Origin of the sequence: Flavobacterium mesophilum, assembly GCF_039581405.1 — a bacterium.
Taxonomy (GTDB): domain Bacteria; phylum Bacteroidota; class Bacteroidia; order Flavobacteriales; family Flavobacteriaceae; genus Flavobacterium.
This window is the reverse complement of the sequence record NZ_JBCPXZ010000006.1, coordinates 283,490-309,055: the sequence shown is the minus strand read 5'-3', so window position 1 is coordinate 309,055 and position 25,566 is coordinate 283,490. Positions and strand designations below refer to the sequence as shown.

General features: G+C 33.1%; 20 protein-coding genes. 9 read left to right on the top strand and 11 right to left on the bottom strand.

The window, feature by feature from the left end:
• Positions 1-22: 22 nt before the first annotated feature.
• The 6 genes from AAYQ19_RS19005 to AAYQ19_RS18980 all read left to right on the top strand — a co-directional run bounded on the left by AAYQ19_RS19005 (position 23) and on the right by AAYQ19_RS18980 (position 5,824).
• On the top strand, positions 23-616 hold the full coding sequence (locus AAYQ19_RS19005; protein WP_343538475.1) for a GNAT family N-acetyltransferase: 594 nt from the start codon (positions 23-25) through the stop codon (positions 614-616).
• A 37-nt stretch (positions 617-653) separates the two neighbouring features.
• Positions 654-1,193 (top strand): hypothetical protein, encoded by a 540-nt coding sequence (locus tag AAYQ19_RS19000; protein WP_343538474.1) that lies wholly within the window; start codon positions 654-656, stop codon positions 1,191-1,193.
• Positions 1,194-1,227: 34 nt separating this feature from the next.
• Positions 1,228-2,022: a helix-turn-helix domain-containing protein gene (locus AAYQ19_RS18995; protein WP_343538473.1), complete on the top strand. Its 795-nt coding sequence runs from the start codon at positions 1,228-1,230 to the stop codon at positions 2,020-2,022.
• A gap of 78 nt (positions 2,023-2,100) precedes the next feature.
• Positions 2,101-3,636 (top strand): serine hydrolase domain-containing protein, encoded by a 1,536-nt coding sequence (locus tag AAYQ19_RS18990; protein WP_343538472.1) that lies wholly within the window; start codon positions 2,101-2,103, stop codon positions 3,634-3,636.
• Positions 3,637-3,780: 144 nt separating this feature from the next.
• A complete protein-coding gene (locus AAYQ19_RS18985) occupies positions 3,781-5,226 on the top strand; it encodes a serine hydrolase (protein ID WP_343538471.1) in 1,446 nt (481 codons plus the stop codon).
• A 148-nt stretch (positions 5,227-5,374) separates the two neighbouring features.
• Complete coding sequence (locus AAYQ19_RS18980; protein ID WP_343538469.1) at positions 5,375-5,824, top strand: hypothetical protein; 450 nt, start codon at positions 5,375-5,377, stop codon at positions 5,822-5,824.
• Positions 5,825-5,889: 65 nt separating this feature from the next.
• Here the strand turns inward: AAYQ19_RS18980 and AAYQ19_RS18975 are convergent, their stop codons facing one another.
• Entirely contained in the window at positions 5,890-6,873 is a 984-nt protein-coding gene (locus AAYQ19_RS18975) for an RDD family protein (protein WP_343538467.1), read from the bottom strand.
• Between the two features lie 41 nt (positions 6,874-6,914).
• Positions 6,915-9,302, bottom strand: a complete 2,388-nt coding sequence (locus AAYQ19_RS18970; protein WP_343538466.1) for a penicillin acylase family protein — start codon at positions 9,300-9,302, stop codon at positions 6,915-6,917.
• 117 nt (positions 9,303-9,419) lie between these two features.
• Between AAYQ19_RS18970 and AAYQ19_RS18965 the strand changes: the two genes are divergently transcribed.
• From AAYQ19_RS18965 to AAYQ19_RS18955, 3 genes are all read left to right on the top strand, one after another.
• The gene (locus tag AAYQ19_RS18965) at positions 9,420-10,976 is read left to right on the top strand and encodes a hypothetical protein (protein ID WP_343538465.1); all 1,557 of its coding nucleotides are present in this window, start codon (positions 9,420-9,422) and stop codon (positions 10,974-10,976) included.
• 282 nt (positions 10,977-11,258) lie between these two features.
• Positions 11,259-11,573 carry a GIY-YIG nuclease family protein gene (locus tag AAYQ19_RS18960; protein WP_343538463.1) on the top strand — a complete coding sequence of 105 codons (315 nt, stop codon included), beginning with the start codon at positions 11,259-11,261 and terminating at the stop codon, positions 11,571-11,573.
• A gap of 229 nt (positions 11,574-11,802) precedes the next feature.
• Entirely contained in the window at positions 11,803-13,614 is a 1,812-nt protein-coding gene (locus AAYQ19_RS18955; protein ID WP_343538461.1) for a hypothetical protein, read from the top strand.
• 49 nt (positions 13,615-13,663) lie between these two features.
• Here AAYQ19_RS18955 and AAYQ19_RS18950 read toward each other — a convergent pair whose 3' ends face one another.
• The 9 genes from AAYQ19_RS18950 to dtd form a co-directional block, all read right to left on the bottom strand.
• Positions 13,664-14,089 carry a YMGG-like glycine zipper-containing protein gene (locus tag AAYQ19_RS18950; RefSeq protein WP_343538460.1) on the bottom strand — a complete coding sequence of 142 codons (426 nt, stop codon included), beginning with the start codon at positions 14,087-14,089 and terminating at the stop codon, positions 13,664-13,666.
• A 241-nt stretch (positions 14,090-14,330) separates the two neighbouring features.
• Positions 14,331-15,605, bottom strand: a complete 1,275-nt coding sequence (kynU, locus tag AAYQ19_RS18945) for a kynureninase (RefSeq protein ID WP_343538458.1) — start codon at positions 15,603-15,605, stop codon at positions 14,331-14,333.
• 340 nt (positions 15,606-15,945) lie between these two features.
• The gene (queA, locus tag AAYQ19_RS18940; protein WP_008465005.1) at positions 15,946-16,995 is read right to left on the bottom strand and encodes a tRNA preQ1(34) S-adenosylmethionine ribosyltransferase-isomerase QueA; all 1,050 of its coding nucleotides are present in this window, start codon (positions 16,993-16,995) and stop codon (positions 15,946-15,948) included.
• Between the two features lie 391 nt (positions 16,996-17,386).
• Positions 17,387-18,616, bottom strand: a complete 1,230-nt coding sequence (locus AAYQ19_RS18935) for a 3-phosphoshikimate 1-carboxyvinyltransferase (RefSeq protein ID WP_343538455.1) — start codon at positions 18,614-18,616, stop codon at positions 17,387-17,389.
• A 99-nt stretch (positions 18,617-18,715) separates the two neighbouring features.
• Positions 18,716-19,042, bottom strand: coding sequence for a nucleotide pyrophosphohydrolase (locus AAYQ19_RS18930; protein WP_012022600.1), 327 nt, complete (start codon positions 19,040-19,042; stop codon positions 18,716-18,718).
• A gap of 2 nt (positions 19,043-19,044) precedes the next feature.
• Positions 19,045-21,036, bottom strand: a complete 1,992-nt coding sequence (locus tag AAYQ19_RS18925; protein ID WP_343538449.1) for a DUF3858 domain-containing protein — start codon at positions 21,034-21,036, stop codon at positions 19,045-19,047.
• A gap of 1 nt (position 21,037) precedes the next feature.
• Positions 21,038-23,047, bottom strand: a complete 2,010-nt coding sequence (locus AAYQ19_RS18920; protein ID WP_343538448.1) for a DUF3858 domain-containing protein — start codon at positions 23,045-23,047, stop codon at positions 21,038-21,040.
• 26 nt (positions 23,048-23,073) lie between these two features.
• Positions 23,074-24,981 (bottom strand): DUF3858 domain-containing protein, encoded by a 1,908-nt coding sequence (locus AAYQ19_RS18915; RefSeq protein ID WP_343538447.1) that lies wholly within the window; start codon positions 24,979-24,981, stop codon positions 23,074-23,076.
• Positions 24,982-25,044: 63 nt separating this feature from the next.
• Entirely contained in the window at positions 25,045-25,497 is a 453-nt protein-coding gene (gene dtd, locus AAYQ19_RS18910; RefSeq protein ID WP_343538446.1) for a D-aminoacyl-tRNA deacylase, read from the bottom strand.
• Positions 25,498-25,566 lie beyond the last annotated feature (69 nt).

The following is a 25,566-nucleotide window of genomic DNA, read 5'->3' as shown; positions in this document are numbered from 1 at the left end:
TTCCATTCTTAATACAGAAATCATGAAAAGCGAAATTTTACAATCAGACATTATTTTAGAAAACGAAAGAGTTCTTTTAATTCCTTTTGAAAGCCAAAGAAACATCGAGCTAAAGGAAATAATTTTTGACGATGAAATTTGGAAATACATGGGAATGTATGTTCGAAACGATCAAGACTTTGAAAACTATATAAAAAGTACATTAAAACAAAAAGCAGACGGAATTTGTTATCCATTTTTAATTATTGACAAAGCCACAAACAAAGTTGCCGGAAGTACGCGTTATGGCTATTTAAATCATGCGAGTCAAAAATGTGAAATTGGCTGGACTTGGTACGGAAAAACATTTCAGGGAACGGGATTAAACCAAGCCTGTAAATTTGAATTGCTAAATTTTGGTTTCGAAAAAATTCAGTTTAGAAGAATACAATTTAGCGCAGATCTTGAAAATATAAGATCGCAAAAAGCCATTGCAAAATTAGGGGCTGTAAAAGAAGGCGTTTTTAGAAATAATTATATCGATTCTGAAGGAAAAAGTAAAGATGATGTTTATTTCAGTATTATTTTGGAAGAATGGGAGAATACGAAACAAGAATATTTTGAAGAATTTAGTTAAAAATGATACATTCGCTTAAACTTATTTCTGAAAAATAATGAAAAACAAAACCTATATAATTATATTCTTTATTCTACTTTCTTTCAATATTTCTGCACAAACAAAAATGTTGACTAGCCATAAACATTTAATAATTCTTGATATTCCAAAAAGTTGGATTCAGGTCGAAACCGATGAAATTCCATTTTTAATAAAACCTGATGAAAAAAATGTCAACGACAATACTTATATGTATGTTTATGGTTTAGATTACGAATCGGCTCCTGATTTAAATTTATGGATCGAAGGAAATAATTCAAGTCTTAAAAGTGAAATTCCAGAAATAAAAATTGGTGAATTAGACCTTAAATTCGAAAATTTAAAGAAAGATAATTTTCTAACTGGACGTTATAAAGCTGTAAATTACACATATCCAGATTCTAAAGAAGAAGTTTTACTCGTTATTGAGTCCAAAACCACAATTATAACAGCTGTTTTGTCAGCAAAAGATAACACCGAATTTAAACAATATCTCGGTTCATTTAAAGAATTGGTAAACTCCTTAAAGCTAAATCCAGCGAATGTGACATTCAAATAAGCTTAACTTTAATCTTTTTAATTCAACTCAATTGATGGATCTTTACTCTGAATATTATGTAAGCCAAAAATCTGAAAGATTCGTCAATAAAATTTGGTGTCTAAACAACAGCATCGGCGAAAGCCAAATCGAAAACAAACTGATTTTGCCGAATGGCTGTTTCAACTTAGCCATTGTCTCCAGAAATGCTATTGAGGTTCATACCAGCAAAATGAAATACGAAATGAACGAGGGAATTTACTTTTGCTCGCAAATGACAAACAAAGTTTTGGTCAATATTCAGCCAAAAACAAAAGTTACCATAATTCAATTTCATGCTTGGACGCTCTCCATGTTTCCGAAATACGATTTGAGCAATTTTTCTGATTCGATACTTAAAATTGATTCCGCAGAATTGCCCTTTAAAATTGGAATCCAATCAGACATAAATGAATTATTAAACACCATAAATCTTTATTTTGAAGAATTGTCTGATTCAAATCTGAACGAAAACACCATTGAAAGAATTTGTGAATTAATCAGAATCAAAAAAGAAGAAATTTCGGTTTCTGAAATCGGAAAACATTTGAATTCTTCACAAAGATTATTGCAGATAAAATTCAAAACTGCAACGGGACTTACGATTAAAAAATACATCCAAATTTTAAAATTCCGAAAGTCCGTAGATCAAATGATTAATGCCGATTTGGAAAAATTGAGTTTGACCGAAATTGCACTATACAACCAATATTTTGATCAATCGCATTTTATCAGAAAATTTAAAGATGTGACCAAAACGACTCCAAAAACTTTTAATCCAGACTCTTATTTTTTATCTCAAAAAAGGTAAAATTTCGCATTTGTACAATTTTCATAATTTTGATTGAATTAATCTTGCAGCATCATTAATCACCAATCAATCAGCAAAATGAAAACAATCGACTTTATCCTTTTTCAGTTAAAAATTATTTTACTTGGAATCTCTTTATTTTGTACCCAAATCATTTTTTCACAAGAAGAAAAAAACTCTGATTTATACAAAACCATCATGTCTCGCGACAGTTTGCTATTTAATATTGGCTTTAATACATGCGATTCATCTCAATTTGAAAATCTGTACAGCGATCAATTTGAGTTTTTTCATGATAAAGATGGAACTTCGAACAAAACCGAATTTATACAAAGTTTTAAAAAAGGTTTATGCGGTTCGCCAGCCACTTACAAATGCCGAAGAGAATTAGTTGACGGCAGCACTAAAATATATCCACTTTATAAAAAAGGCGTTTTATACGGTGCAATTCAAACCGGAATTCATCAATTTTATGAAAATGTTGCCGCTAAAAATGAGCCTTTAAAACCAGAAAACGAAAAATTAGTTGGTAAAGCGCGATTCACTCATGTTTGGGTTTTAGAGAATAATGTTTGGAAATTGAAAAGATCTTTAAGTTACGATCATAATCCTTCAAGTGAATCAGAACAAAAATCGAATCTTTTTGATAATGATCAAGAAACCGAAAAATGGCTGAAAGAAAATAATATTCCAACTTTAGGGCTCGGAATTATTTCTGAGGGAAAATTGAAGCAAATAAAAGTTTTTGGAAATCTTAAACGAGATTTTCCTGCACCTTATAATACCATCTGGAATGTTGCTTCATTGACAAAGCCGGTTACTACAATTGTGGCTTTGAAATTAGTAAGTCAAGGAAAATGGAATCTTGACGAACCGCTAGATAAATATTGGATTGATCCGGATATTGCAAATGATCCAAATCATAAATTATTGACTACGCGAATTATTTTAAGCCATCAAACGGGTTTTCCAAACTGGAGGTACATGAACAAATCTGGAAAACTGGATTTTAAATTCAAACCCGGAACCCAATATCAATATTCTGGCGAGGGAATGGAATATTTAAGAAAAGCATTGGAAAAGAAATTCGGTAAAACTTTAGATCAAATGGCTTCAGAATTAGTTTTTGAACCTTTGAAAATGAATGACACGCAATACATTTGGAGTGACAAAGTTGATCTTTCCAGATATGCCATCAATTATGACAAAGATGGAAATGCCTACGAAACAGTAAAAAATAAAATTGCGAGCGCAGCTGACGATTTATTGACGACAATTCAAGATTATGGAACGTTTTTGTGCAGTGTTATGAACGGAGACGGTTTGAGCAAAAAGGTTTTTGAGGAAATGAATTCGCATCAGGTTGCGACTAAAAAAAATAAATATTTTGGACTTGGTTTCGAAATCTACGATTTAGGAAACGAGAATTATGCTTTATCACATGGGGGCTCTGATCAGGGCGTGCAAACATTGTTTTTCTTGCTTCCAAAAACAAAACAAGGGATAATTATTTTTACTAATTCTGACAATGGAAATAAGGTTTACATGAAGCTTATTGAACATTTTTTAGGCGAAAATGGAAAAAAATTGATCGAGATTGAAACCAAATCGTAAATCAATCGTCTAACATTTAGAACGAATAAATTTTATTCGGTAATTTTAAATCAAATTATTGAATATCTAAGTGTTACGACGTTTCAATCATCAATCAAAAATCAAATCATTTTAGTAATCCTAAAACCATAATCAGCAATTATTATGAAAAAGTCAATCAAATTAATCGCCCTCTGCACAGTCTTGTTTCTTAGCATACATACTTTTGCTCAAGACAAAGCCAAACAAATCGAACAGCTTTTAAGCAAATACACCGAATACGGACAATTCAACGGATCGGCTTTGGTAGCTGAAAACGGAAAAGTGATTTTTAAAAAAGGATTTGGTTCTGCTAATTTTGAATGGAATGTTCCAAATCAGCCCGATACAAAATTTAGATTAGGATCGATTACAAAACAATTCACGGCGCTTTTGATTGTAAAATTAGCCGAAGAAGGGAAAATAAAATTAGATGTTCCAATCACAACGTATTTGCCAGATTACCCAAAAGAAAACGGAGACAAAATAACGATTCATCATTTGCTTACACACTCTTCTGGAATCCCGAATTATACTAATGCGCCAAATTTCTTTAAAGACAAAGCCAAAAATCCTTACACTCCAGCAGAATTTGTAAAAACATTTTCGGCCTTGCCACTTGAATTTACGCCAGGCGAGAAATTTAACTACAGCAATTCTGGTTACTTTTTATTGGGTTATATTATTGAAAAAATCACCGGCAAAACGTATGAGCAATATTTGCAGGAAACTATTTTTACTCCTTTAAAAATGGTTAATTCTGGTTATGACCACAGTGATTTGATCATAAAAAACAGAGCCGCTGGATATGAAAAAAATGGCAAACAAATTGTCAATGCGGCTTACATCGACATGAGTATTCCTTATGCTGCTGGATCTTTATACTCGACTGTCGAAGATTTGTATTTATGGGATCAAGCTCTTAATAGCAATAAACTGCTTTCAGAAAAATCAATGGAATTGTTGTTTAAACCGTATATTAAAGCATGGGATGATTCATATGGATACGGCTGGGGTGTCGAAGAAGTTTCAGTTGGAAATAAAAAAGTAAAAATCACGGAACATGGCGGAGGAATCAACGGATTCAACACTATAATTTCTAGAATTCCTGCTGATAAAAATCTAGTTGTTTTGCTAAACAATACTGGCGGAACTGTTTTGGGCGAAATGAACAATTCGATTAGAGCTATTTTATACAATCTGCCCTTCGATCAACCCAAAAAATCGTTGGCTCTTGACTTATTGGATATTTATGCCAATAAAGGAACTACAGCTGGAAATGAAGCTTATAAAAAGCTGAAAAATGATCCAACTTACGGCATTAAAGAAGGAGATATGAATCGCGTTGGTTATCAATTATTACAAACTGGCAAAAAGAAAGAAGCGATTGAAGTTTTCAAAATTAATGTCGAAGCTTTCCCAAAGTCTGGAAATACTTATGACAGCCTTGGCGAAGCTTATTTAGCAGACGGGGACAAAAAACTGGCGATTGAAAATTATTCCAAATCGGTTGAACTTGATCCGACAAACGAAAACGGCAAAAAAGTCTTAGCTGAAATTTCAAAAAAATAATCGAAATACTACATACTTAAAAACTCTGACAAGACAGATTTAAAACTGTTTTATCAGAGTTTTTTTGTTATAACTTGTAACATTCAAACATGATGATTTATCATAAAAAATACTATTTTAGCCGTTCCCAAAAACAATTAAATAACCTATGAAAAATCTAAAAAAGTACAGTCTCTTGACTGCATTGTTATGTTTGTTTATTTCTTCAAAGTGCATTGCGCAAAACAATCCGACACCTCCGCCAATGCCTACTCAGCAAAATAAAATCATTGTAGACAAAATCGTCGAAGCGGCTCATTATAAAACCTATGTAATTGATTTTTGCCTAACTAAAATTAATGAGGCTTCTGCCAAAGAAGGCTGGAACGAGCAAAAGGCAATGGAAATCACGCAAAGCATCAACTATAAAAACTTTAGAGATGCGATTTATAATTCTTTTGCATTTTATGATGAAGTTGAATTAGAGACATTGCTAAAAGCATACGAAAAAGATCCTGCCTATCAAACTAAAAATGTGATGCTCGCGAATAAAGCGCTTGCCAATAATTTGAACATTTTTGCAAATGATATTGTGAAAGGAAAATATATTTCTAAGTAAGTACAAAGGCTCAAGATAACAAAGGTTCAAAGGTTTTAAATAAAACTTTTGAACCTTTTACTATTTTAAGCATTGAGTGTTTGCAAATACCCTTCCAGCGCTCTTATCAAAAACAAAAGGAGTCCAAAAACCGGAAGAATCAAAAAATAATAAGCGCCACTAAACTCGCTTTTCTTTTCTTTAAATACTTCTGTATTTGAAAGATTATCATGCCAGCTCGAATTAACTAAAAACGAAACTCCGTCAAAAGGAATATTTCTGCATAAAGTTCTTAAAAGCACATTAGAATTAGCAGGTGCTAAGCCTTCACTGTTCACCAATCTGCTTTGTGTTAAAAATTTTCCTGGTGTCGCGCTAAAAATCTTTTCAAACATATAGTAATAAAAAAAGCTAAATACTGGGAAAATAATTAGAAGATAAACCTGATTAGCATGATCTCCCCTTTCCAACCCAAAATGAGTATTCACAAATTCAAAATACATAATTCCAGAGAAAAGCTGATAGCCAATGAGCAAGAAAATTAAATTGTCAACAACGAAATGAAGCAAGCGTTCCCAATTTCCAGTCTTAAAATAATAAATTTCTGTTGCTGCCGGATATTCAACCGTTTCAAAATCTAATGATTGTTGGTTGCTCATGTATTTTAAGCTTGTATAAAAAAAGTAGAGCACAAAAAAAGTTATCACATACGAAATACCAATCCCTACAAGATTTTTTACATCAAAATCTTCGAATTTATCTAAAATAAAAAAAAACTGCACAACAATAGCAAAACAAAGCTGTACAAATTGTGTTGCGAAACTAAAACGCAACAAACGCGTTTCTTTGCCTTTTGAAAAATAAAAAGCCGTCACACCAACAAACAATAAAAAAGTAAAAAACAATCGCAAAGTTTGAGCAGAAATCCAACCTACATCAATCCATCCTGCGATACTGTAATTAAAAAAACTTAAAACATAATATAAGTTTGAACTGTAATCGGTATAAAAAGAAGTGAAAAAATTAACTAGGGAAAGCAACAATGCAAAAGCAGTAATTTTTTTATACATAGAAATGGGGTTTAGATTTCAATTAATAATTTTTAAGTTCTCTATATCTTTGGTTTCAAAATCAGTTTTGTAGACGTTTTTATAATCTCTTCTTTATTCAGTTTCATTTTTCTGAATTTGCCTTCATTATACATTTCGGCTTGATCGTGATAATGCTTGCTGAATGGATTTCCAGATTGTCCGGTTGGCAAAATGCTCCAACTATTTTCAATATCAGAGAAATCGACGATTCTTCTTGTTGACGGACCACCTTTTACGTAATATTTGCCTTCATCGTTAAAACCAAAAAACAAATTATTTATTACCTCATTTGATCCTGGCGACTCAAAAGGTCCAACATTAAATAATTTGCGAAGCGCTGCAATTTTACCTAGCGGATGTTCGTGTTCTACAGTGTGAACTTTCCCCCAATTCCAATCGGAAATGGAAGGTCCTAGTTGTTTTTGAAGCTCTGAGATCGCATCATGAAAAGATTTTGAAACGATATCTTTTCTAGTTTCTTTTACATTTTTGGTTTTGATATTATCCCACCAAACTGAATTTTCATTGTCAACTTGTCTGGCTATAATTTGTTTTCCAATATGAGTTCCTAAAAACAAATCGAAATTGTCTTTGCCCATTTCATCTTCAAAGGTATTTTTCAAATACAAATAAATCCATTTGTTGTAAATCGTTGGAGCAACATCTTCAAGATTTGTGCTTCCTTTCCAAGATTTTAAAACTTCGATTGCTTCTTTTTCTTCTGCAGAAAGTGTTTTGTTATCTAAATTTGAAATCAATTTTTGTGCAGTTTGTGGCGCAATTGGTGAAGTATTATCATAAATCATTTTGCTTATGGCTTCTTTATCCCAATCTGATTTTGCATTCATTAAACTTGAAATTCTTTTCGCTCGATCTTCTGGTAAATAATATCCCGGATACAAATAGCCATCAATAGCTTCTGGCTGATTATTTGCTGAATATACATAACCCCATTCTGGATTTTCAGCCGATGGATTTTTAGAAAAATCTAAAAATTCTTTAATATCATCTTTTCCACTCGCACCATCTAAAATCAAAAAGGTATTTACTCCTTTGTCATGTTTATACAGTTTTCCAGTAGCCCACCAAGCAACATTTCCTTTGGCATCCCCATACATTACATTCAGTCCCGGCGCGGCAACTAATTGAACCGCTTTTCTAAAATCATCTTTATTTTTTGCATGAGAAAGTCCATACACGGCATCCAAAATCTGAATTGGTTCTCGAGTAAATGTCCATGACATTGCAATCGGATTTTTTTTGCCCAAACGATCCAAAACATCATTCATTATTGGGCCATGACGCGTTGTTTTAACGGTCAGCACGACATCTGATGTGTCTTTAACTTTTATGGTTTTTGTTCTTACTTCGTAATTAGCAAAACCAGTTGGAGTCTGATATTGACTTGCATTATTTGGATTGTTTTTTTCTTGATAAAAATCAATATCGTCATTTTCAAACATGGTCAATCCGTAGGCATAATCGCGATTGTGCGCCAATAACGGAAATGGAGTTCCAGCCAAATAACAGCCGTACAATTCGTGTTTTGGTGTAATAATGTGCGCCTCATACCAAGTTCCAGGTTGCGAAAACCCAATATGTGGATCATTGGCAAAAATCACTTTTCCGCTTTTGGTTTTATGCGGTCCAGCAACCCAACTGTTGCTTCCAATAAAAGGCGGAATTGGAGATTTATCCAACAAAGCAGCAACTGATTTTGCAATGGCGCTATATTCTTCCGAATTTGCTTTCGAGCTTTTTAACTGCGTGGTATTGAATTCTCCTTCAATGCCTAAATCTTTCAAATATGCAATACCATATTTATTTCGAATATCAGTTAGCAATGGATCCGTTTTTTGAGCCATCGCAAAGCTGAAAGACATATAACCAAAGATGTTATAAACATCTTTGATAGTAAATTTTTGTTTTTTTACTCCTACCAAAGTAAATTCAATTGGCGTTACTCCTTCTTCCAAATATTGATTAATCCCGTCTAAATATGCCTGCGTCAATTGATATGCCTGACTGTTTTTGTCCAATTTGGCAATGGCTTTCGCCGAAGCTTCTTCAATACCAATTCCGGAGAAAAATTTATCATTTTTAAGCGCCACAGATCCAAAAATTTCAGACAAACGCCCCGGCGCGATTCTTCGAAGCAATTCCATTTGCCACAATCTTTCTTGTGCATGCACATAACCCAAAGCTGTCATGGCATCTTTTTCAGAATCGGCATAAATATGAGGAACTCCAAAATCATCAAAATATACCGTGGTTTCTTTTTGAAGATTTTTCAATTCTAATTCACCTTCGTATTTGGGTTTCAAATGGAAAATATAGGCACATAAACCAATTCCCAAAACCACAATCAAGAGTACTAAAACAAGCAGAAATTTTTTAAATCTTCTCATATTTTCGAAAAAGTATAAATAATAAAGTCTTTAAAATGATGTAACCAAATTGGCGAATAATGTAAATGTCCTTCTTTTTTAAAGTCTAAATTTATGTATTTAAAATTAATACTATAAATGTCGATCTATAAAAAAATAGCAATTGGATTAATTTCTCTTTTTCTCATCTTAATTTCAGTCAATTTCGGCTTGAATTATTGGATCAAAAAACAGCTTCCAATTATTATTCATCAGAAAAACAAAACGGTTTATGATATTAATTATGAAAAAATCGAAGTTTCACTTTGGTCTAGAAACATTTACGCTCAGACTTTGTTAGTAAGTCCGAAAAATGAGCCAAAAGACAGCAAAAACGGACTTTTCTCTAAAATTGAATCGATTACCATCAAACATTTCAATATTTGGGATTTGGCTTTTCACGACATCATTCAAGCAGAAAGCATTATCATCAATAAACCTCGCGTTATTTTATATAAAAAAGGCGAAAAACTTTTGAATAACAGCAAAAGCATCAAAACTGAAATTGTGGAACCGTTCAGAAAAATAATCGCGGTTTCGAATATTTATTTAAATGAAGGAACTGTTGATGTCGTTTCTTTAGATACTCAAAAACCAATTTTCAGCGTGAAAAAAGTTCTTCTAAAACTGGAAGGCATTTTAATAACCGACGCTACTTTAAAAGAAAAAATTCCGCTTCAGTATAAAAAGTATGATTTAATCTGCGACAGTTTGTTTTATAGAGCCAACGGCTTTTATCATATTACGATTGGAAAAATAAGTACCGAAAAGAATTTCCTAAAAATCAATAACTTTTCTACTCTTCCACAATTTAAAAGACGAGAATTTGTGAAACGTCTTGAAAAAGAAAAAGATATTTATAATCTAAAATTTGACTCGGCTCAAGTCAAAAAAATGGATTGGGGTTTCAAAAATGATCGTTTCTATTTCAAGGCAAATTCGCTTGTCATTCATCATTTTGATGCCAATATTTATCGCGGAAAAATGCTAAAAGATGATTTAAGCAAAAAATATCTTTATAATCATTTATTACGAAATCTAAAATTTCCACTTCAAATTGATACACTTCAGGTTTTAAAATCTAAATTAGTTTATGAAGAAGAAATTGATTTTTCAAAAGGTCCAGGCGTTTTAACTTTTGACCGATTTAATTTGCAGGCGACAAATCTGCGAAGCGGTTTTGGCTTGAAAAAAACCGATGATGTAAAAATCAAAGTCAAATGCATTTTTATGAAAAATTCTCCTTTAAGTGTTGATTGGAGTTTTAATGTTCTGGACAAAACAGATGGATTTCATATTCAGGGCGTGATTTCGAATTTTAATGTTGAAGCCATGACGCGATTTAGCAAGCCGTATATCAACACCACATTTACCGGGACTTTCAACAAATACCGATTTAATTTTTACGGAAATGACAATGGTTCAAAAGGAAATGCTTCTTTAGATTATGACGATTTTAAAGTCAAACTATACAAAAAGAAAAAGCCTGAAAAAGAGGCAAAACTCAAAACAGCCGTTGCCAATTTACTTGTCAAAAACGATTCAAAAGACAAACCCAAAACCGCCGATGTCGAAGTAGAACGTATACAAGAAAGATCATTCTACAACCTTTTATGGAAAAGCATTGCCGAATCTTTAAAGAAGATTTTGATTTAGGTTTATAAGCATTTATTTTCCTGCATTTTTGTCATTCCGAGGAACGGAGAATCTTCGTAAGTGGCTCCGTAAAGTTTATCCACAAAGTAACCACAATCTTGTCATTCTGAGGAACGAAGAATCTTAGTAAGCAGCTCCGTATAGTTTATCCACAAAGTAACCACAATATTGTCATTCTGAGGAACGAAGAATCTTCGCAAGCAACTCCGTATAGTATAAGACACTTTTACTTTAATTTAAAAGAAAAATCCTACTTTATTAAAAAACATGTAATTTAGCCAAATGCAAGTATCAGAAGGTTATCATACATATTACATCTACATCATTACAAACAAATTCAAAACTGTATTTTATACAGGAGTGACAAACAACTTAAAACTACGTTTAAGCCAACATGCCGAAAACATAACAGCAAGCAATAAAACCTTTGCTTCAAAATATAATGTTGAATTTCTTTTGTATTATGAAAAATTTACTTGGGTCCAAGAAGCAATCGGACGTGAGAAAGAAATAAAGGGTTGGACTAGAGATAAAAAATTAGAATTAATTAAAACTATTAATCCTGATTTAGATTTTTTAAATTATTTATTTTCTTAAGATTGACGAAATACTTTGTAGAGCCACTAACGAAGATTCTTCGTTCCTCAGAATGACAAGATTGTGGCAACTTTGCGTATTAGTTTGCGGAGCTCCTTGTGAAGATTCCTCGTTCCTCGGAATGACAAAAATGTGGCCTACTAAAGTTAAGAACTTCCAGACCTGACAATTATCAGGTTTTGCTAGAAAATATTTTTTTTCATTTGCCTTTATTTTAACCTGAAAACAAATGACAAAAACACCCTTACATACTTTTCATATTCCGGTGATGGGACTTGCTTACACAATAGACAGTCCAATTCGTGTCGCGCAATATGGAATTTCTTCCGTTATTGCACTTGCTGATGATGATTTGATTGAAAAAATGCGCAATTTTTACAGTACTAAATTCAACATTCCCTATGAAGAAATCACTCAGAAACTTCATGATTATCGTGCTGAAAGAATTACTTCTTACTTAAATTTAGTCGATAAAATCGTTAAAGAAAAGTTCGAAAGCTTTAAAACTGAATTAGCGGAAAGCAAAACAGCTCTTGAAAATTTTATGTCAGTACTTCCGAATACTTCTGACATCAAGAAAGGATTTCAAAATTTATTAGATGACGGAATTGCTTTTAAAGAAAACATTCAAAATTATATCGAATCGCATCTTTTTCCAGGAGAAATCGATGTGAACATTATGACGAAGTTAGATAAAGATAATTTTGTCAAAAACGAACGGCTTCCAATTGAATTCAACGATGCGCATGCCGCTTTGAGAGGTTTTGCAAACAGCAATCTGGAATCTTCTGTTGTACTTTCAGCTGGAATGAATCCGAGATTGTTTGGTTACTTCGAAAACTTCAAAGATTTTTTTCCGAATGAAAATAACGAACTGAAAAAGAAAATTATCTTAAAAGTGAGTGATTTTAGATCTGCAATGATTCAAGGAAATTTCTTGGCTAAAAAAGGACTTTGGGTTTCAGAATACCGAATTGAATCCGGATTAAACTGCGGTGGACACGCCTTTGCCACTGACGGGCTTTTATTAGGGACGATTTTAGAAGAATTCAAGCAGAAAAAAGAGCAATTGGTACAATCGGCCCACGATTTAATGATTAAGGCTTTAGAGGCAAGAAATCAGTGTTTCCCAGAAAACCCACTTGAATTAAAAATTACCGTTCAAGGTGGCGTAGGAACTGCAGAAGAACATGAATTTTTATTAGACAAATATCAAGTCGATTCTGTTGGTTGGGGTTCTCCATTTTTATTGGTTCCAGAAGCTACATCTGTAGATAAAGAAACTCGAAATTTATTGATGAATGCGAAAGAAGATGATTTTTATTTGAGTAACATTTCTCCTTTGGGAGTTCCATTCAACACTTTGAAAGGAACAACAAATGAATTTTTAAAACAAAAAAGAATTCACGAAAACAAAGCTGGAAGTTCTTGTCCAAAGAAATTTTTAGCTTTGAGCAAAGAATATGATCCACATGGAATTTGCACTGCTTCAAAAAAATATCAGGATATAAAACTCGAAGAATTAGAAGCCAAAAAAGATTCTTTAACCAATTCAGAATTCGAAAAAAGCAAAATCAAAATTACCGAAAAATCATGTTTGTGTGTAGGTCTTGCAAATGCATCTTACCTTGAAAATGACATTAAAATAAAAGGTCAGGCACAAGGCGTGGTGATTTGCCCAGGACCAAATTTGGCTTACTTCGACAAAGAAGTTTCTTTAAAAGAAATGATGCAGCATATTTATCATGGAAAATCAGTTTTACAGACAAATGATCGTCCAAATTTATTTGTAAAAGAATTGAAAATGTATGTGGATTATTTTAGAAATGAAATCGAAACTATTTCTGGAGAAGTTACAGCCAATCAGCTGAAAAAATGGAATTCTTTTAAAGCAAATATTTTAGAAGGAATCGAATATTATCAAAATCTGTTTTCTGAGACTTTTTATTTCAAAACTGAGGAATCAAAAATCAGAAAGCAATTTGACTTTTATAAATCAGAATTGGATGCAATTCAGATTCCAACATTACAATTAGCCTAAAAACAAAACGCCGATTTAACTATTTAAATCGGCGTTTCTGTATATCAATCTATTCTTTCTTTTTCTTGTTGCTGTCAATAATAGCACCTGTTCCCGCTCCTACTCCAGCGCCGGCCAAACCGCCAATAATAGCACCTTCGCCTTTTTTCTTGCTGACAATTGCTCCAGTTGCAGCACCAACTCCGGCACCAATCACAGCACCTTTAGCAGTTGAACTCCAACCTTTCTTTTTTGCTACAGGCGCAGTTGCTGTTCCATCATTTTGATGAACTACGACCACTTTTTGAGCTTCTGCTTTTTCTTCTTCTTTGGCCTTAGCCATTTCCGTTTTCATCGAATCGATGACACGCTGTTTGTTAATTTCAACTTTCATTGAATCAATACTGGCTTGTTTCGCTTTGTTAATATCCTCTTTTCCCTGATTTTGACAAGAAGCTAAAAGTATAGCCGCCAGTAAAACATATAAGCCTTTCATGATTGTAATATTTAATAATTATACATTACAAAATAAGCTATATCTGCTATATTAGTTATTACAGAATTTTTTAAAAAGTTTATAAAATTAGGATAGAGAATATTCTTTCAAGTAGATTTTCACCCATAAAAATCTCGTAATCCCGATAGCCATCGGGAGCTAAGACGCACAATTCTTTTCCTTCGTCAAAATGACAAACTGTGTGGTTACTAAATTTTGCGTGCCTTTATGACTGAAAATATTACTTCCCTAAAATCCCCTTTTTCAAGATTTGTCCAAAGTCGTACATATCTTCATAAGAACAATATAAAGGAACTGGTGCCAGACGAATTACATTTGGTTCACGCCAATCTGTAATGACACCATTTTTCATTAGAAAATCAAATAAAGCTCTTCCTTCTCCGTGTAAAAACACAGATAATTGCGAAGCTCTTTCAGCAGGATTTGAAGGTGTGATAATTTCGAAAGTGCTTTCGACTTCCTTATCAATTTCATGAAGAATAAATTCTAAATAAGAAGTAATATGATCACGTTTTGCAATCAACGCATCCATTCCTACCTCAGCAAACATTTCTACTGAAGCTAAATATGGCGCTAAAGATAAAACCGGAAGATTACTAATTTGCCATCCGCCTGCTCCTTGAACGGGATCAAAATTTGGCTCCATTTTAAAACGGCGCTCTTTATTGTGTCCCCACCATCCGGCAAATCTCGGCAAATCAGAATTATGATGTCTTTCGTGAACAAAACAACCCGAAGCATTTCCTGGCCCTGAATTCATATATTTATAACTGCACCATGCCGCAAAATCGACATTCCAATCGTGAAGCTCTAATTTGATATTTCCAGCGGCGTGAGCTAAATCCCAACCTACTTTTGCTCCTGCTTTTTGTCCGGCAGCGGTTATAGTTTTGATGTCAAAAACTTGTCCGGTATAATAATTTACTCCACCAATTAAGACTAAAGCCAGTTCATCTCCCACTTCTTCAATTTTGGCCAAAACATCTTCTAAACGAATATTGTGTTCGCCCTCACGGCGTTTAATTTCTACAATAGCATCTTCTGATTTGTATCCGTGAAAATTGACTTGGCTTTGAAACATATATTGATCTGAAGGGAAAGCTTTTTCTTCGCAAATAATTTTATAACGTTTGCCTTCTGGATGATAAAAGGACACCATCAATAAATGAAGATTGACGGTCAACGTATTCATCACCGTAACTTCTGACGGAAGCGCACCCACAATTTTACTCAACGGTTCAGCAAATCTTTCTTGATAATCCCACCAAGGTTTCTCGGCATAAAAATGACCTTCAACAGCCAATTCTGCCCAATCGTTCATTACTTCGTCAATATAAGCTTTGGTGCGTTTTGGTTGTAATCCTAATGAATTTCCAGTAAAATAGATAACTCGTTTATCGTTTACTTTAGGAAAAATAAATTGTTCTTGATAATGATTTAATGGGTCTTTCGAATCTAGCCCTCGTGCAAATTCGCGTGTATTTTGAAAAGTCATTGTTTTTTGTTTTGTGGTTGCTAAAATAACAAATTTTGTTTGTTTTGTTTCAGGTTTCAAGTTTCAAGTTGATATTCTTTGTGTGATTTACCGCAAAGTTCGCAAGGTTTTTTTGCTCAGTTTGTGTTTGTCTTATGAAAAAGAACGCAAAGCTTTGCGAACTTAGCATTTGTAAACGTTATTCTTGATAAAAATTCCTTGCGCTCTTTGTGGTTAATTTCACTACGAACTTGAAACATTAAACTTGAAACATTAAACTTGAAACATTAAACCATATAAAACAGAAAACCCGACAGCTTCTAAAAAACTGTCGGGTTTATATCTTGAAAATTAATTCCGATTAAAGAATTAACATTGCGTCTCCGTAAGAATAGAATTTGTATCCTTCTTTGATCGCTTCTTCGTATGCTTTTTTCATTAAATCGTGTCCACAGAAAGCAGAAATCATCATTAACAATGTTGATTTTGGTGTGTGGAAGTTTGTGATCATACAGTTTGCAATACTGAAATCGTGAGGAGGGAAAATAAATTTATTTGTCCATCCTTCGTAAGGATTTAAAGTATTAGCAGAAGAAACAGAACTTTCAATTGCACGCATAGAAGTTGTTCCTACAGCGCAAATACGTTTTTTCTTTGCTTTTCCTTCGTTTACGATATCACAAGCTTTTTGAGTAATGATCAATTCCTCAGAATCCATTTTGTGTTTAGATAAATCTTCCACCTCAACTGGATTAAAAGTTCCTAAACCAACGTGTAAAGTTACCTCAGCAAAATTTACTCCTTTGATTTCTAATTTTTTCAAAAGGTGTTTTGAGAAGTGTAAACCAGCAGTTGGCGCCGCTACAGCTCCTTCTTCTTTTGCGTAGATAGTTTGGTATCTCTCAGCATCTTCTGGAGTTACATCTCTGTTGATGTATTTAGGAATTGGAGTTTCTCCAAGTTCTGTCAATTTGTTTCTGAATTCCTCGTAAGATCCATCGTATAAGAAACGTAAAGTTCTACCACGAGAAGTTGTATTGTCGATTACCTCGGCAACTAATGAATCGTCATCACCAAAATAAAGTTTGTTACCAATACGGATTTTTCTAGCTGGATCAACTAAAACGTCCCAAAGTCTTTGCTCAGAATTTAATTCTCTTAATAAGAAAACTTCAATTCTAGCTCCAGTTTTTTCTTTGTTTCCGTACAAACGTGCAGGGAAAACTTTTGTATTATTTAGAATTAAAACGTCTCCGTCATCAAAATAGTTGATAACGTCTTTAAACATTTTATGTTCGATAGTATTTTTTTTACGGTCAATTACCATTAAACGAGACTCATCTCTGTTTTCTGCTGGGAATTCAGCCAAAAGTTCTTTCGGTAAGTTGAAATTGAAGTGTGATAATTTCATATTTGAATTATTGATTTTAGCGTGTAGATTTCAGATTTATGTATCTAAAATTTTAAATCGGTTGCAAATATACGATTGTGAAATAGGCGTTGTCAAGTGTTTTGGCTATTATTTTCAAAAGTCCTTGATTTACTGAGGTTTCAGATTGACTTAAAAAGCTATTCTTTAAGTCAATTTTAACTTTTTTGAAACGGGTCACTAAATATTTCAACCATATAAGTCATATAAGTTCAAATTAACATCATCTTTAAACCCGACAGTTTTTAAAAACCTGTTGGGTTTACTTTGTATGCGCATAAAAAAACCTCTGGTTGAAACCAGAGGCTATGTTTATAAACTTTGAGTTAAGCTTTTATTTAAATGAACTTATATGACTTATATCGTTCAAAAATTACAATTCTGAGATTTGGAAATTTAATGCTTTTAAATCATTCCAGAAATCTGGATATGATTTTGAAACTACTCCAGCATCTTCAATAATAATTGGAACTTTGATTGCCAATGGCGCAAATGCCATTGCCATGCGGTGATCATTGTAAGTTCCGATTTTCACATCGTGATTGATGTTATCCGATTTTACTAAAGTCAAGCTATCATTAGTAACCGAAATATTTGCTCCTAATTTTGTCAACTCGATTCTTAAAGCTTCAAGTCGGTCTGTTTCTTTAATTTTCAATGTATGAAGACCTGTCAAATGACATCCAATTCCTAAACCTAAACAAGTCACTACAATTGTCTGAGCAATATCTGGCGTATTGTTCAATTCAAAATTTACATCTTCATAATTGAATCCAGCCACTTTTTCCAAAGTCATTTTATTGTTTTGGAAAGTCGTTTTCACACCCATTTTTTCATAAATAGAAACTAATTCAGAATCTCCTTGCAAGCTGTTTTCTTTGTAACTACTTAAAGTAATTTTCGCAACATCTGATAAAGCAACTAGGCTAAAGAAATAAGAAGCAGAACTCCAGTCTGATTCTACCACCATTTCTTTTGTTTCAACCGCTTCTTTCGGGAATACTTTAATTACATTTCCTTCAAAGCTTGTTTTAATATCTAAATCTGTAAGCAAAGCCAAAGTCATTTTGATATATGGAATCGAAGTAATTTCGCCTTCTAAAGTCAGTTCCAAACCATTTTCCAATTTTGAAGCTACTAATAAAAGTGCCGAAATATATTGACTGCTTACATTAGCTGCCAAAGTTACTTTTGAAGCCGTAACTTTTTTTCCTTTGATTCGAATTGGCGGATACCCTTCTTCTTTTTCATACGAAATCTCAACTCCCAATTGTCTTAAAGTATCAACCAAAATTTTAATTGGACGTTCCTGCATTCTGCTAGAACCCGTCATTACTACTTCTCTGCCTTCGTTCACCGCAAAATAAGCAGTTAAAAAACGCATTGCTGTTCCTGCATGATGGATATCTACAATTTCATCATTTCCAACTAACGCTTTTTGCATTACTTCGCTGTCATCTGAGTTTGAAGTATTGGCTAAAGTAATATTTGGAAATAAAGCTTTTAGTAACAATAAACGGTTCGTTTCGCTTTTTGAACCTGTGATATTTAGTTGCGAATCATCAATTGTGAATGGTGAATTCGTGCTTAATTTTAAAATCATGATAATAGTTATGAGTTGCGAATTATTAAGAACAATAATTCAAGTGCGCAATTTACCACTCCTCGTTCGTAAATCAAAATTCGCGCTGAAATTTCACAATTATTTCAATTTATCGTTGTTTTTGTGACGATCTTTATCTCTAACTGATTTTAAATCCATTTTTTTGTCAAAAGCGGCTTGTAAATCAATTCCGGTTTGGTTTGCTAGACATAAAACAACAAAAACAACATCAGCTAATTCTTCGCCTAAATCTTTGTTTTTATCACTTTCTTTTTCAGATTGTTCTCCATAACGACGAGCGATAATTCGGGCTACCTCACCAACTTCTTCAGTAAGTTGCGCCATATTGGTCAATTCATTAAAATAACGAACACCATGTTCTTTTATCCAAGTGTCAACGTCAAGTTGGGCATTTTTCAAATCCATTGCTATATTTTTTTAAGGACAATTTTTTCATTCTGACTGGCAATTACTTTCTGGAAAAGATCTTTTAGTCCATTGTAATCGTCAGCTGCAAAAATACTATTGTTTATTTCTTTGCTACAGCTAATTTGAATTTTATTTTCTTGTTTCGAAATATTTAATGTATAAACTATTGCTTTATTTTCTGATGAAATTCGGATTGGATTTGGCATTGATTCTACTTCATACCCATCTGGAATCTGAAGATTCAGATTTATTTTTTCAAGTGATGGATATCCAAAATAAATTCCCATTTGCCTCTTCTCCTGAGTAAAAGGATTTTTAGATCTCGTAAAAAACAACAACGGATTAACAAATAGCTGTCCGCCAATAACCTCAACAACATTATCTGATACAAAATCAAAAGTCTCGAGTACAGGCTCTGAAAAATTAGCTTTTGCATTTTCAATTTTATAATTGGCGATTTTTAAATCTCCCAATTCTTCTTCATATTTTTCAAGATAATTTTCCTGATTTCGGCCTGCATTTTTTATTCTGAAAGCATACGCATCATAGTCCGTTTTCTGAATTCTCATTTTGCCTTCTATTTTTCCAACTTCGCTGATTTTTCCAAAAACGGTAGAAAATTCTTTAGACAAAGCTGTTGGATCCAAATTTATTTCTTGCGAAGTTCCGTCTTTTTTAATCAATCTGCCCTTCCAGTTTAAAACATTCAACGGCAATATGTTTGGGCATGTGTATTTGTGTGTCGCGTCTAACAAAACTAATTTTCCATCAATCAATGCACCCGCAATGACATAATTAAAACCTGTTCGGGTTGGGTAAACTGGCACACCATTTTCAATCGTACTAACTAAAACGGGATTTGCATCAATACCGGCTAATTTCAGCATATTGATCAAAATAAAATTGATTTCGGCAACATTTCCCGTTTGATCTGTATACGCTTTTACAACGCCTTTATCAGTGTAATAATCATTCTCTTCATTCCAGTTCATTTTATTCTGAACAAACTTAAAAATGATATTCATTCGGTCATTTTGAGATTCAACACCGGTCAATACTCTTTTGACATCATCCAACAAGAAATTTTTCTCATTGAGTTCTTTTCCAAAATGCTCGTTCTTAAAAATTTCAGTTGCAACGCCTTCCCAAGTAATCGAATAATCTTTATCTGGTTTGTCCGGAAAACGCACGCGCTCCAATTCAAACTGAATACAACCTCGGTAATTATCCACATTATTTACATATGGCTCTTCGATCAAGGCCGGAACATCTTTTCCTTTATAAAAAGTATTTATTTGTTGATAGGAAAGAATACCCGATTGATTGTGCTCATTTTCAAAACTCTGACTTTTTCCGACCAATTTAGCATCAGATTCTATTGGAAAATTTCCAACTGAAATAGGCTTATAGATATAATATTCTGGAATCTCGGTCTTATATTCAAAATAATTTACGGGTACATCATATTGAATCTCAAAATCAGGCAATTTTACTAAATTTTCAGATTTAAGAACGTATTTGTATTCAATAACAGAACCCACTTTTACATTAGGAAGTGTTATTGTTTTTTCGTTCCAAAATTTATTGACTTTTTTCTTGAAAGTTCCCTGATTGTCAAGTTTCGTTTTTACGATTGCACCATTTTCTAAATTATAAGTAATCGCATTTGAAAACTCCAAACGATCTTCATGCAAGTTTTCATAACCTACATAAAAACGCACTTTTTGATCAGCCCATTTAAGTCCTTCTTTTTTGTAAATTTTGATTTTAAATTCATAAACATGATTGGCCGAAAAACCAACATCTTTGCTGTACGTAAAAAAAGTTCGTCCTCTTTTAAATAAAATGGTCGCCGGCGCACTAGTATCTTTCGGATTTGCTTTTTCTTGCAATTCAGCAATTGTCACTTTTCCGAGTTCATAATTTTGAGCATTGATCTTTGAAAAACCAAAACATAAAAAAAAGATTATCGCCAGGCTTTGAACTTTCATATTAGATACGTTTTAAAACAATTTTTTCAGTTTCTTTAGCAATCATGCCTTTATAATACTCTTTCAGCATTTCATATTTTTCTGCCGAAAAAATGGCGTCATTAATTTGACTTGCAATAACCAATTGTACATTATTTCCGTTTTGAGCAACAGTGAATTTAAAACTTCCTGCATTATCTTCCATATTTATCGCTGCTGAAGTTGGCAAAGTTTCAACCTCAAAACCTTCTGGAATTTGGATATTGATATTGTATCGCTCCACTTGTGGAAATCCAAAATCTACAGGATATTCTCTTACTTCCTGCTTAAACGGATTTTTATCATTCGTAAAAAATAACATTGGGCTGATATAGATTTTTCCTCCAATGATTTCGCACAAATCATTCCCTGTGAATGTATAGGTTTCTATTGTCGGCAGTAAAATATCTTTTTCGTTTGTTCGAGTGTAATCGTTAATTTCGATTTTTCCGTTTTTGTTTTCTAATTTTTCAAGGTAATCTTCTTGTTTAATACCATCAATTCTTTCTCTTGTTAGAAGTGCAATATGATCTGTACATTGTCTTCTAGTTTTACCAGATATTTTTCCGTCGGCATTGACACTATAATTCAAAAAGACCGCATCATTTGATAGCTTTTTTGGAGTCAGTTCAATTTCTTCCGATGTTCCGTCTTTACGGATTAATCTTCCAGACCAGTTCAATGTTCTAAAAGGAAGAATATTTGGTGTCGAAAATTTATCTGAAGCATCTAATAATAAATTGCCATTTGGTGTTTCAACGGCCGCGATTACATAGTCAAAAGCAGTTCTATTAGGAAACAAAGCAATTCCGTTCTCACGCGTACTTACCAAAACTGGATTTGCAGTCAAACCAGCATATCGAAGCATCGAAGTAAGCATTAAATTAATGTCGCCAATGTTTCCTGTTTTTTCTTTGTAGGCTTTTCTAACTCCGTTGTCACAATCGTAACCACTGTATCCATTCCATTTCACATTGGATTTTACATGATTTAAAATCACCCAAATTTTTTCTTCTGGTGTATTTTTCCCAGCAAGAAGTACTTTTAAATCATCTTCATAATAACCCGTTTTGTTTAATTCTGCACCAAAACTATCATAATCGTATATTGTTTTCACTACCGAATTCCAATCTGTAGAATATGACTTCATAGGTTCATTTGGAAACTTTGTCATTGATAATTCATGCTGAATGCTTGAAACATAATTATCCATATTATTCACAAAAGCTTCCTCTTTCATTGCCGGAAAATTTTCGGCAATATAGGTCGTTTGATTTTCAAAATATTCTATCTTATCTGTTGAAAAGTCAGTTTTTGACACATAAAAGCCACTTCTTTCTTTACTCGTAATAATAAATGATTTATTATTTCTAGTTGTAGAAACTTTTGGCGTAAGATATCCTTTCCCTACAGAATTAAAGATATAATACTCTGGGATACAGGTTACAAATTCAGAATAATTTACTGGAATAGTTTCTTGAAATTGCCATTCTCGAATTGAGCGGCTTGGGCTTTTGATTGTATATTTATATTCAATTACAGAACCTTCTTTTACGTTAGGCATCGTAATTTTCTTTTGAGATCTGAATTTATTCAAAACTTCATCAAATGTTCCTTCTGTTTTTAGTTTCGTTTTTTCAATCTTTCCATTAACCAAATTGTAAGTACATGCATCTGAAAAGGTTACTTTTTCATTAAAATTAGCCTGCTTATAATACCAAACTTCCTGATTCGCCCAATCATAACCTTCTTTTTTGTAAATTTTAATTCTTGCTTCTACATCGGTGACAGTAATAAAACCCTCCGTTTGATCGAACTCAATTCTCGCTTTTCCTTTTTCATACAAAATAGCCGCCGGAGCTGTTGAATCTTTAGGATGTACTTTTTGCTCTAATTCAGCAATAGATACTTTTCCGAGTTTAAATTCTTGAGCTGTTATTTTTGAAAAAAACAACAGTGTGACTGAAAGACTTAAAAGTTTAATTAGTTTCATTTTGGTAGTTCGTGGTTAGTTTAGTATTAATTTTTGGTAAGTATAATTTTGGCGTTATCATTTTTTGAAACCTGTTCCATAAAAAGGCGATATTCATCATATTCTTTATTTGAATATTTTCCTTTGTTCAAAAACATGCTTCGTTTGTAGATGAGCTTATTAGTGTCTTTTTTGATGATTTCGGTTTTATATTCGCCAAATTTCCCTTTCAATTCATAATTCGCAGGAAGAAATTCGATTGAAAAACCAGCAGGAAGATTGACTTCAATTTCATCAGAATCTAAATAGCCTCGCTGAATTTGGAACGGATTTTTTCTATTTCTGATGCGCTTCACACTATGATTATTTTGATTGAAAACATCAATAACAAAAATCATTTTGTTTGCCGAAATTGAAGCATAATTAATCGCGCTAAGTTGGACATCTTCGGTAAAACGAATGTTCTCTTTATCGTTTGCAAAAGCAATTTTTCCTAATTTAAGATTATTGATATTGTCCCAATACTCTTTGTAATGCGCTTCTTTTTCTGTTGGCTGATATGTTTCGATTCTGTACTTTTCATTGTATTGAGAACCTTCAGACACGATTGAAATTGAGCCGGAAAAATGTCCGTTTTCATCTATAGTATATACTCCTTTATCTTTTTGAGTATTTCCTTTGTCATCATACACTTTTGTTCGAACGATTTGGCCACCTTCTGGTTTTACTACCAAAACGTCACGGTCATCAGTAAAAGTTCCTTGATAACCAAACGGAATGTCTTGACTTGTACATTCCAACCAAGTATAATTATCACCATTTGGAATTGCCAATATCATGTGATTTCCCTGCATCGAAACAAAATCAGATTGAATATTAAATTTGTATGGATCACCAAATAAAATTGTATTGTATGAAGGAACATCAACAGCCTGCAAAAGTGCTTTTGTGTAATTTGACAAAGCTTTACAATCTCCATACCCCAAACGATCGACATCACTCGCCAACATCGGCTTCCATCCGCCAATACCAATTGCGATGTTTACGTAACGTGATTTTTTCTGTACATAATCATAAATGATTTTTGCTTTCTTGATTGGATCTTTTTCATCACCTACAAGCGCTTTCATTTTGGCTTTGGTTTCTTCTGGCAAAGTCGTCGTTCCAGTAAGAATTTTATCGCCATACCATTTTCCAAATGCTTCCCAAGTTGTTGCAGTTCCATCAACACCTTCTAAATGAAATTTCTCTAAGCCCATTATGATTTTTGGAAATAAATCGCCTGGCGACGGACTCAAATCTTCTGCTTTTTGTGCCAAAATATTTGATGCAACATAACTCAATTTTGTAGCGGTTTCTTCTGTCTTTTTTATATTAAATCCAGCAAATTGAAATTCTTTTTTCTTGAAACCTAAATCACTTGGAAAAGTGACATTTAGAATACATTTTTCAACGCTTACATTATAACCTCCTAAAAAATACCATCGTGGTAAAAAAGCGGTGTTTGAGGTTTCAGTTTCACAGGTATAAACAACTGTAAACGGATATGAAATTGGTGTATAATTTAGATAAACCACTCGGCTATCAGAAAAAAGCGTACTGCCACCCACTGCACTTTGATCTCTAAAATCTTTTCGTCTTATTTTTTTGATTTCATTGCCAGCTAGGTCATAAACAATTGCTTCAATGCTGTTTATCGAAGTTGTTTTGTCGTAGTGTTCATAAGCTTCAATATCAGAAAGTCCCTTGTCGTTTAAGACCGTTACAATTCTTTGTTTTTTGATAATCATGCTTCGTTGCGAAACAATGTTCACATCCATTTGGTCTAATCGAACGACCGCATTTGCATTTTGCTTTAAACTATCTGGAATTGTAGCAATAGCATAATTTGCTTTTTGAGCATAAAAATTAAGGGTAGTTAAGAATAAAAGTAACGCAAAAAAGGGGGTTTTCATTAGTAAGTAATTTCTCCAAATATATATTATTTTTAGAAATTCTTAACATTTGTTTATATTTTTTTACTCTCTGTTTTTGCTGTCCATGACAATTGTTACGGGTCCGTCATTTAACAAGCTGACTTTCATGTCGGCACCAAAAATTCCGGTTTGGATTTTTTTACCAAATTCCTTTTCTAATGTTTTTACGAAGTTTTCATACATCGGAATAGCAAAATCTGGTTTGGCCGCTTTTATGTAAGAAGGACGGTTTCCCTTTTTTGTTGAAGCGTGAAGTGTAAATTGGCTGACTGCAATGATATCGCCATCAACATCTTGAACCGAGCAGTTCATAACATCATTTTCGTCTCCAAAAATTCTCATTTTTACGATTTTCCCAGCAAGCCAATCAATATCTTCCTGAGTATCGGCATCTTCAATCCCAACTAAAACCAATAAACCTTTTTTAATGTTTGCAACTTTATTTCCTTCTACGGTTACTGATGCCTCTGAAACTCTCTGAATTATTACTCTCATTATAAATGCTGAATTGCGGTTAATGCCACAGATTAACGGTTTTTTATACTATGCGCTAGATGCACTGCA

Bases quoted from the DNA above. Each gene is read 5' to 3' on its own strand.
- AAYQ19_RS19005 (WP_343538475.1), top strand. From the start codon at position 23: ATGAAAAGCGAAATTTTACAATCAGACATTATTTTAGAAAACGAAAGA.
- AAYQ19_RS19000 (WP_343538474.1), top strand. From the start codon at position 654: ATGAAAAACAAAACCTATATAATTATATTCTTTATTCTACTTTCTTTC.
- AAYQ19_RS18995 (WP_343538473.1), top strand. From the start codon at position 1,228: ATGGATCTTTACTCTGAATATTATGTAAGCCAAAAATCTGAAAGATTC.
- AAYQ19_RS18990 (WP_343538472.1), top strand. From the start codon at position 2,101: ATGAAAACAATCGACTTTATCCTTTTTCAGTTAAAAATTATTTTACTT.
- AAYQ19_RS18985 (WP_343538471.1), top strand. From the start codon at position 3,781: ATGAAAAAGTCAATCAAATTAATCGCCCTCTGCACAGTCTTGTTTCTT.
- AAYQ19_RS18980 (WP_343538469.1), top strand. From the start codon at position 5,375: ATGAAAAATCTAAAAAAGTACAGTCTCTTGACTGCATTGTTATGTTTG.
- AAYQ19_RS18975 (WP_343538467.1), bottom strand. From the start codon at position 6,873: ATGTATAAAAAAATTACTGCTTTTGCATTGTTGCTTTCCCTAGTTAAT.
- AAYQ19_RS18970 (WP_343538466.1), bottom strand. From the start codon at position 9,302: ATGAGAAGATTTAAAAAATTTCTGCTTGTTTTAGTACTCTTGATTGTG.
- AAYQ19_RS18965 (WP_343538465.1), top strand. From the start codon at position 9,420: ATGTCGATCTATAAAAAAATAGCAATTGGATTAATTTCTCTTTTTCTC.
- AAYQ19_RS18960 (WP_343538463.1), top strand. From the start codon at position 11,259: ATGCAAGTATCAGAAGGTTATCATACATATTACATCTACATCATTACA.
- AAYQ19_RS18955 (WP_343538461.1), top strand. From the start codon at position 11,803: ATGACAAAAACACCCTTACATACTTTTCATATTCCGGTGATGGGACTT.
- AAYQ19_RS18950 (WP_343538460.1), bottom strand. From the start codon at position 14,089: ATGAAAGGCTTATATGTTTTACTGGCGGCTATACTTTTAGCTTCTTGT.
- kynU (WP_343538458.1), bottom strand. From the start codon at position 15,605: ATGACTTTTCAAAATACACGCGAATTTGCACGAGGGCTAGATTCGAAA.
- queA (WP_008465005.1), bottom strand. From the start codon at position 16,995: ATGAAATTATCACACTTCAATTTCAACTTACCGAAAGAACTTTTGGCT.
- AAYQ19_RS18935 (WP_343538455.1), bottom strand. From the start codon at position 18,616: ATGATTTTAAAATTAAGCACGAATTCACCATTCACAATTGATGATTCG.
- AAYQ19_RS18930 (WP_012022600.1), bottom strand. From the start codon at position 19,042: ATGGATTTGAAAAATGCCCAACTTGACGTTGACACTTGGATAAAAGAA.
- AAYQ19_RS18925 (WP_343538449.1), bottom strand. From the start codon at position 21,036: ATGAAAGTTCAAAGCCTGGCGATAATCTTTTTTTTATGTTTTGGTTTT.
- AAYQ19_RS18920 (WP_343538448.1), bottom strand. From the start codon at position 23,047: ATGAAACTAATTAAACTTTTAAGTCTTTCAGTCACACTGTTGTTTTTT.
- AAYQ19_RS18915 (WP_343538447.1), bottom strand. From the start codon at position 24,981: ATGAAAACCCCCTTTTTTGCGTTACTTTTATTCTTAACTACCCTTAAT.
- dtd (WP_343538446.1), bottom strand. From the start codon at position 25,497: ATGAGAGTAATAATTCAGAGAGTTTCAGAGGCATCAGTAACCGTAGAA.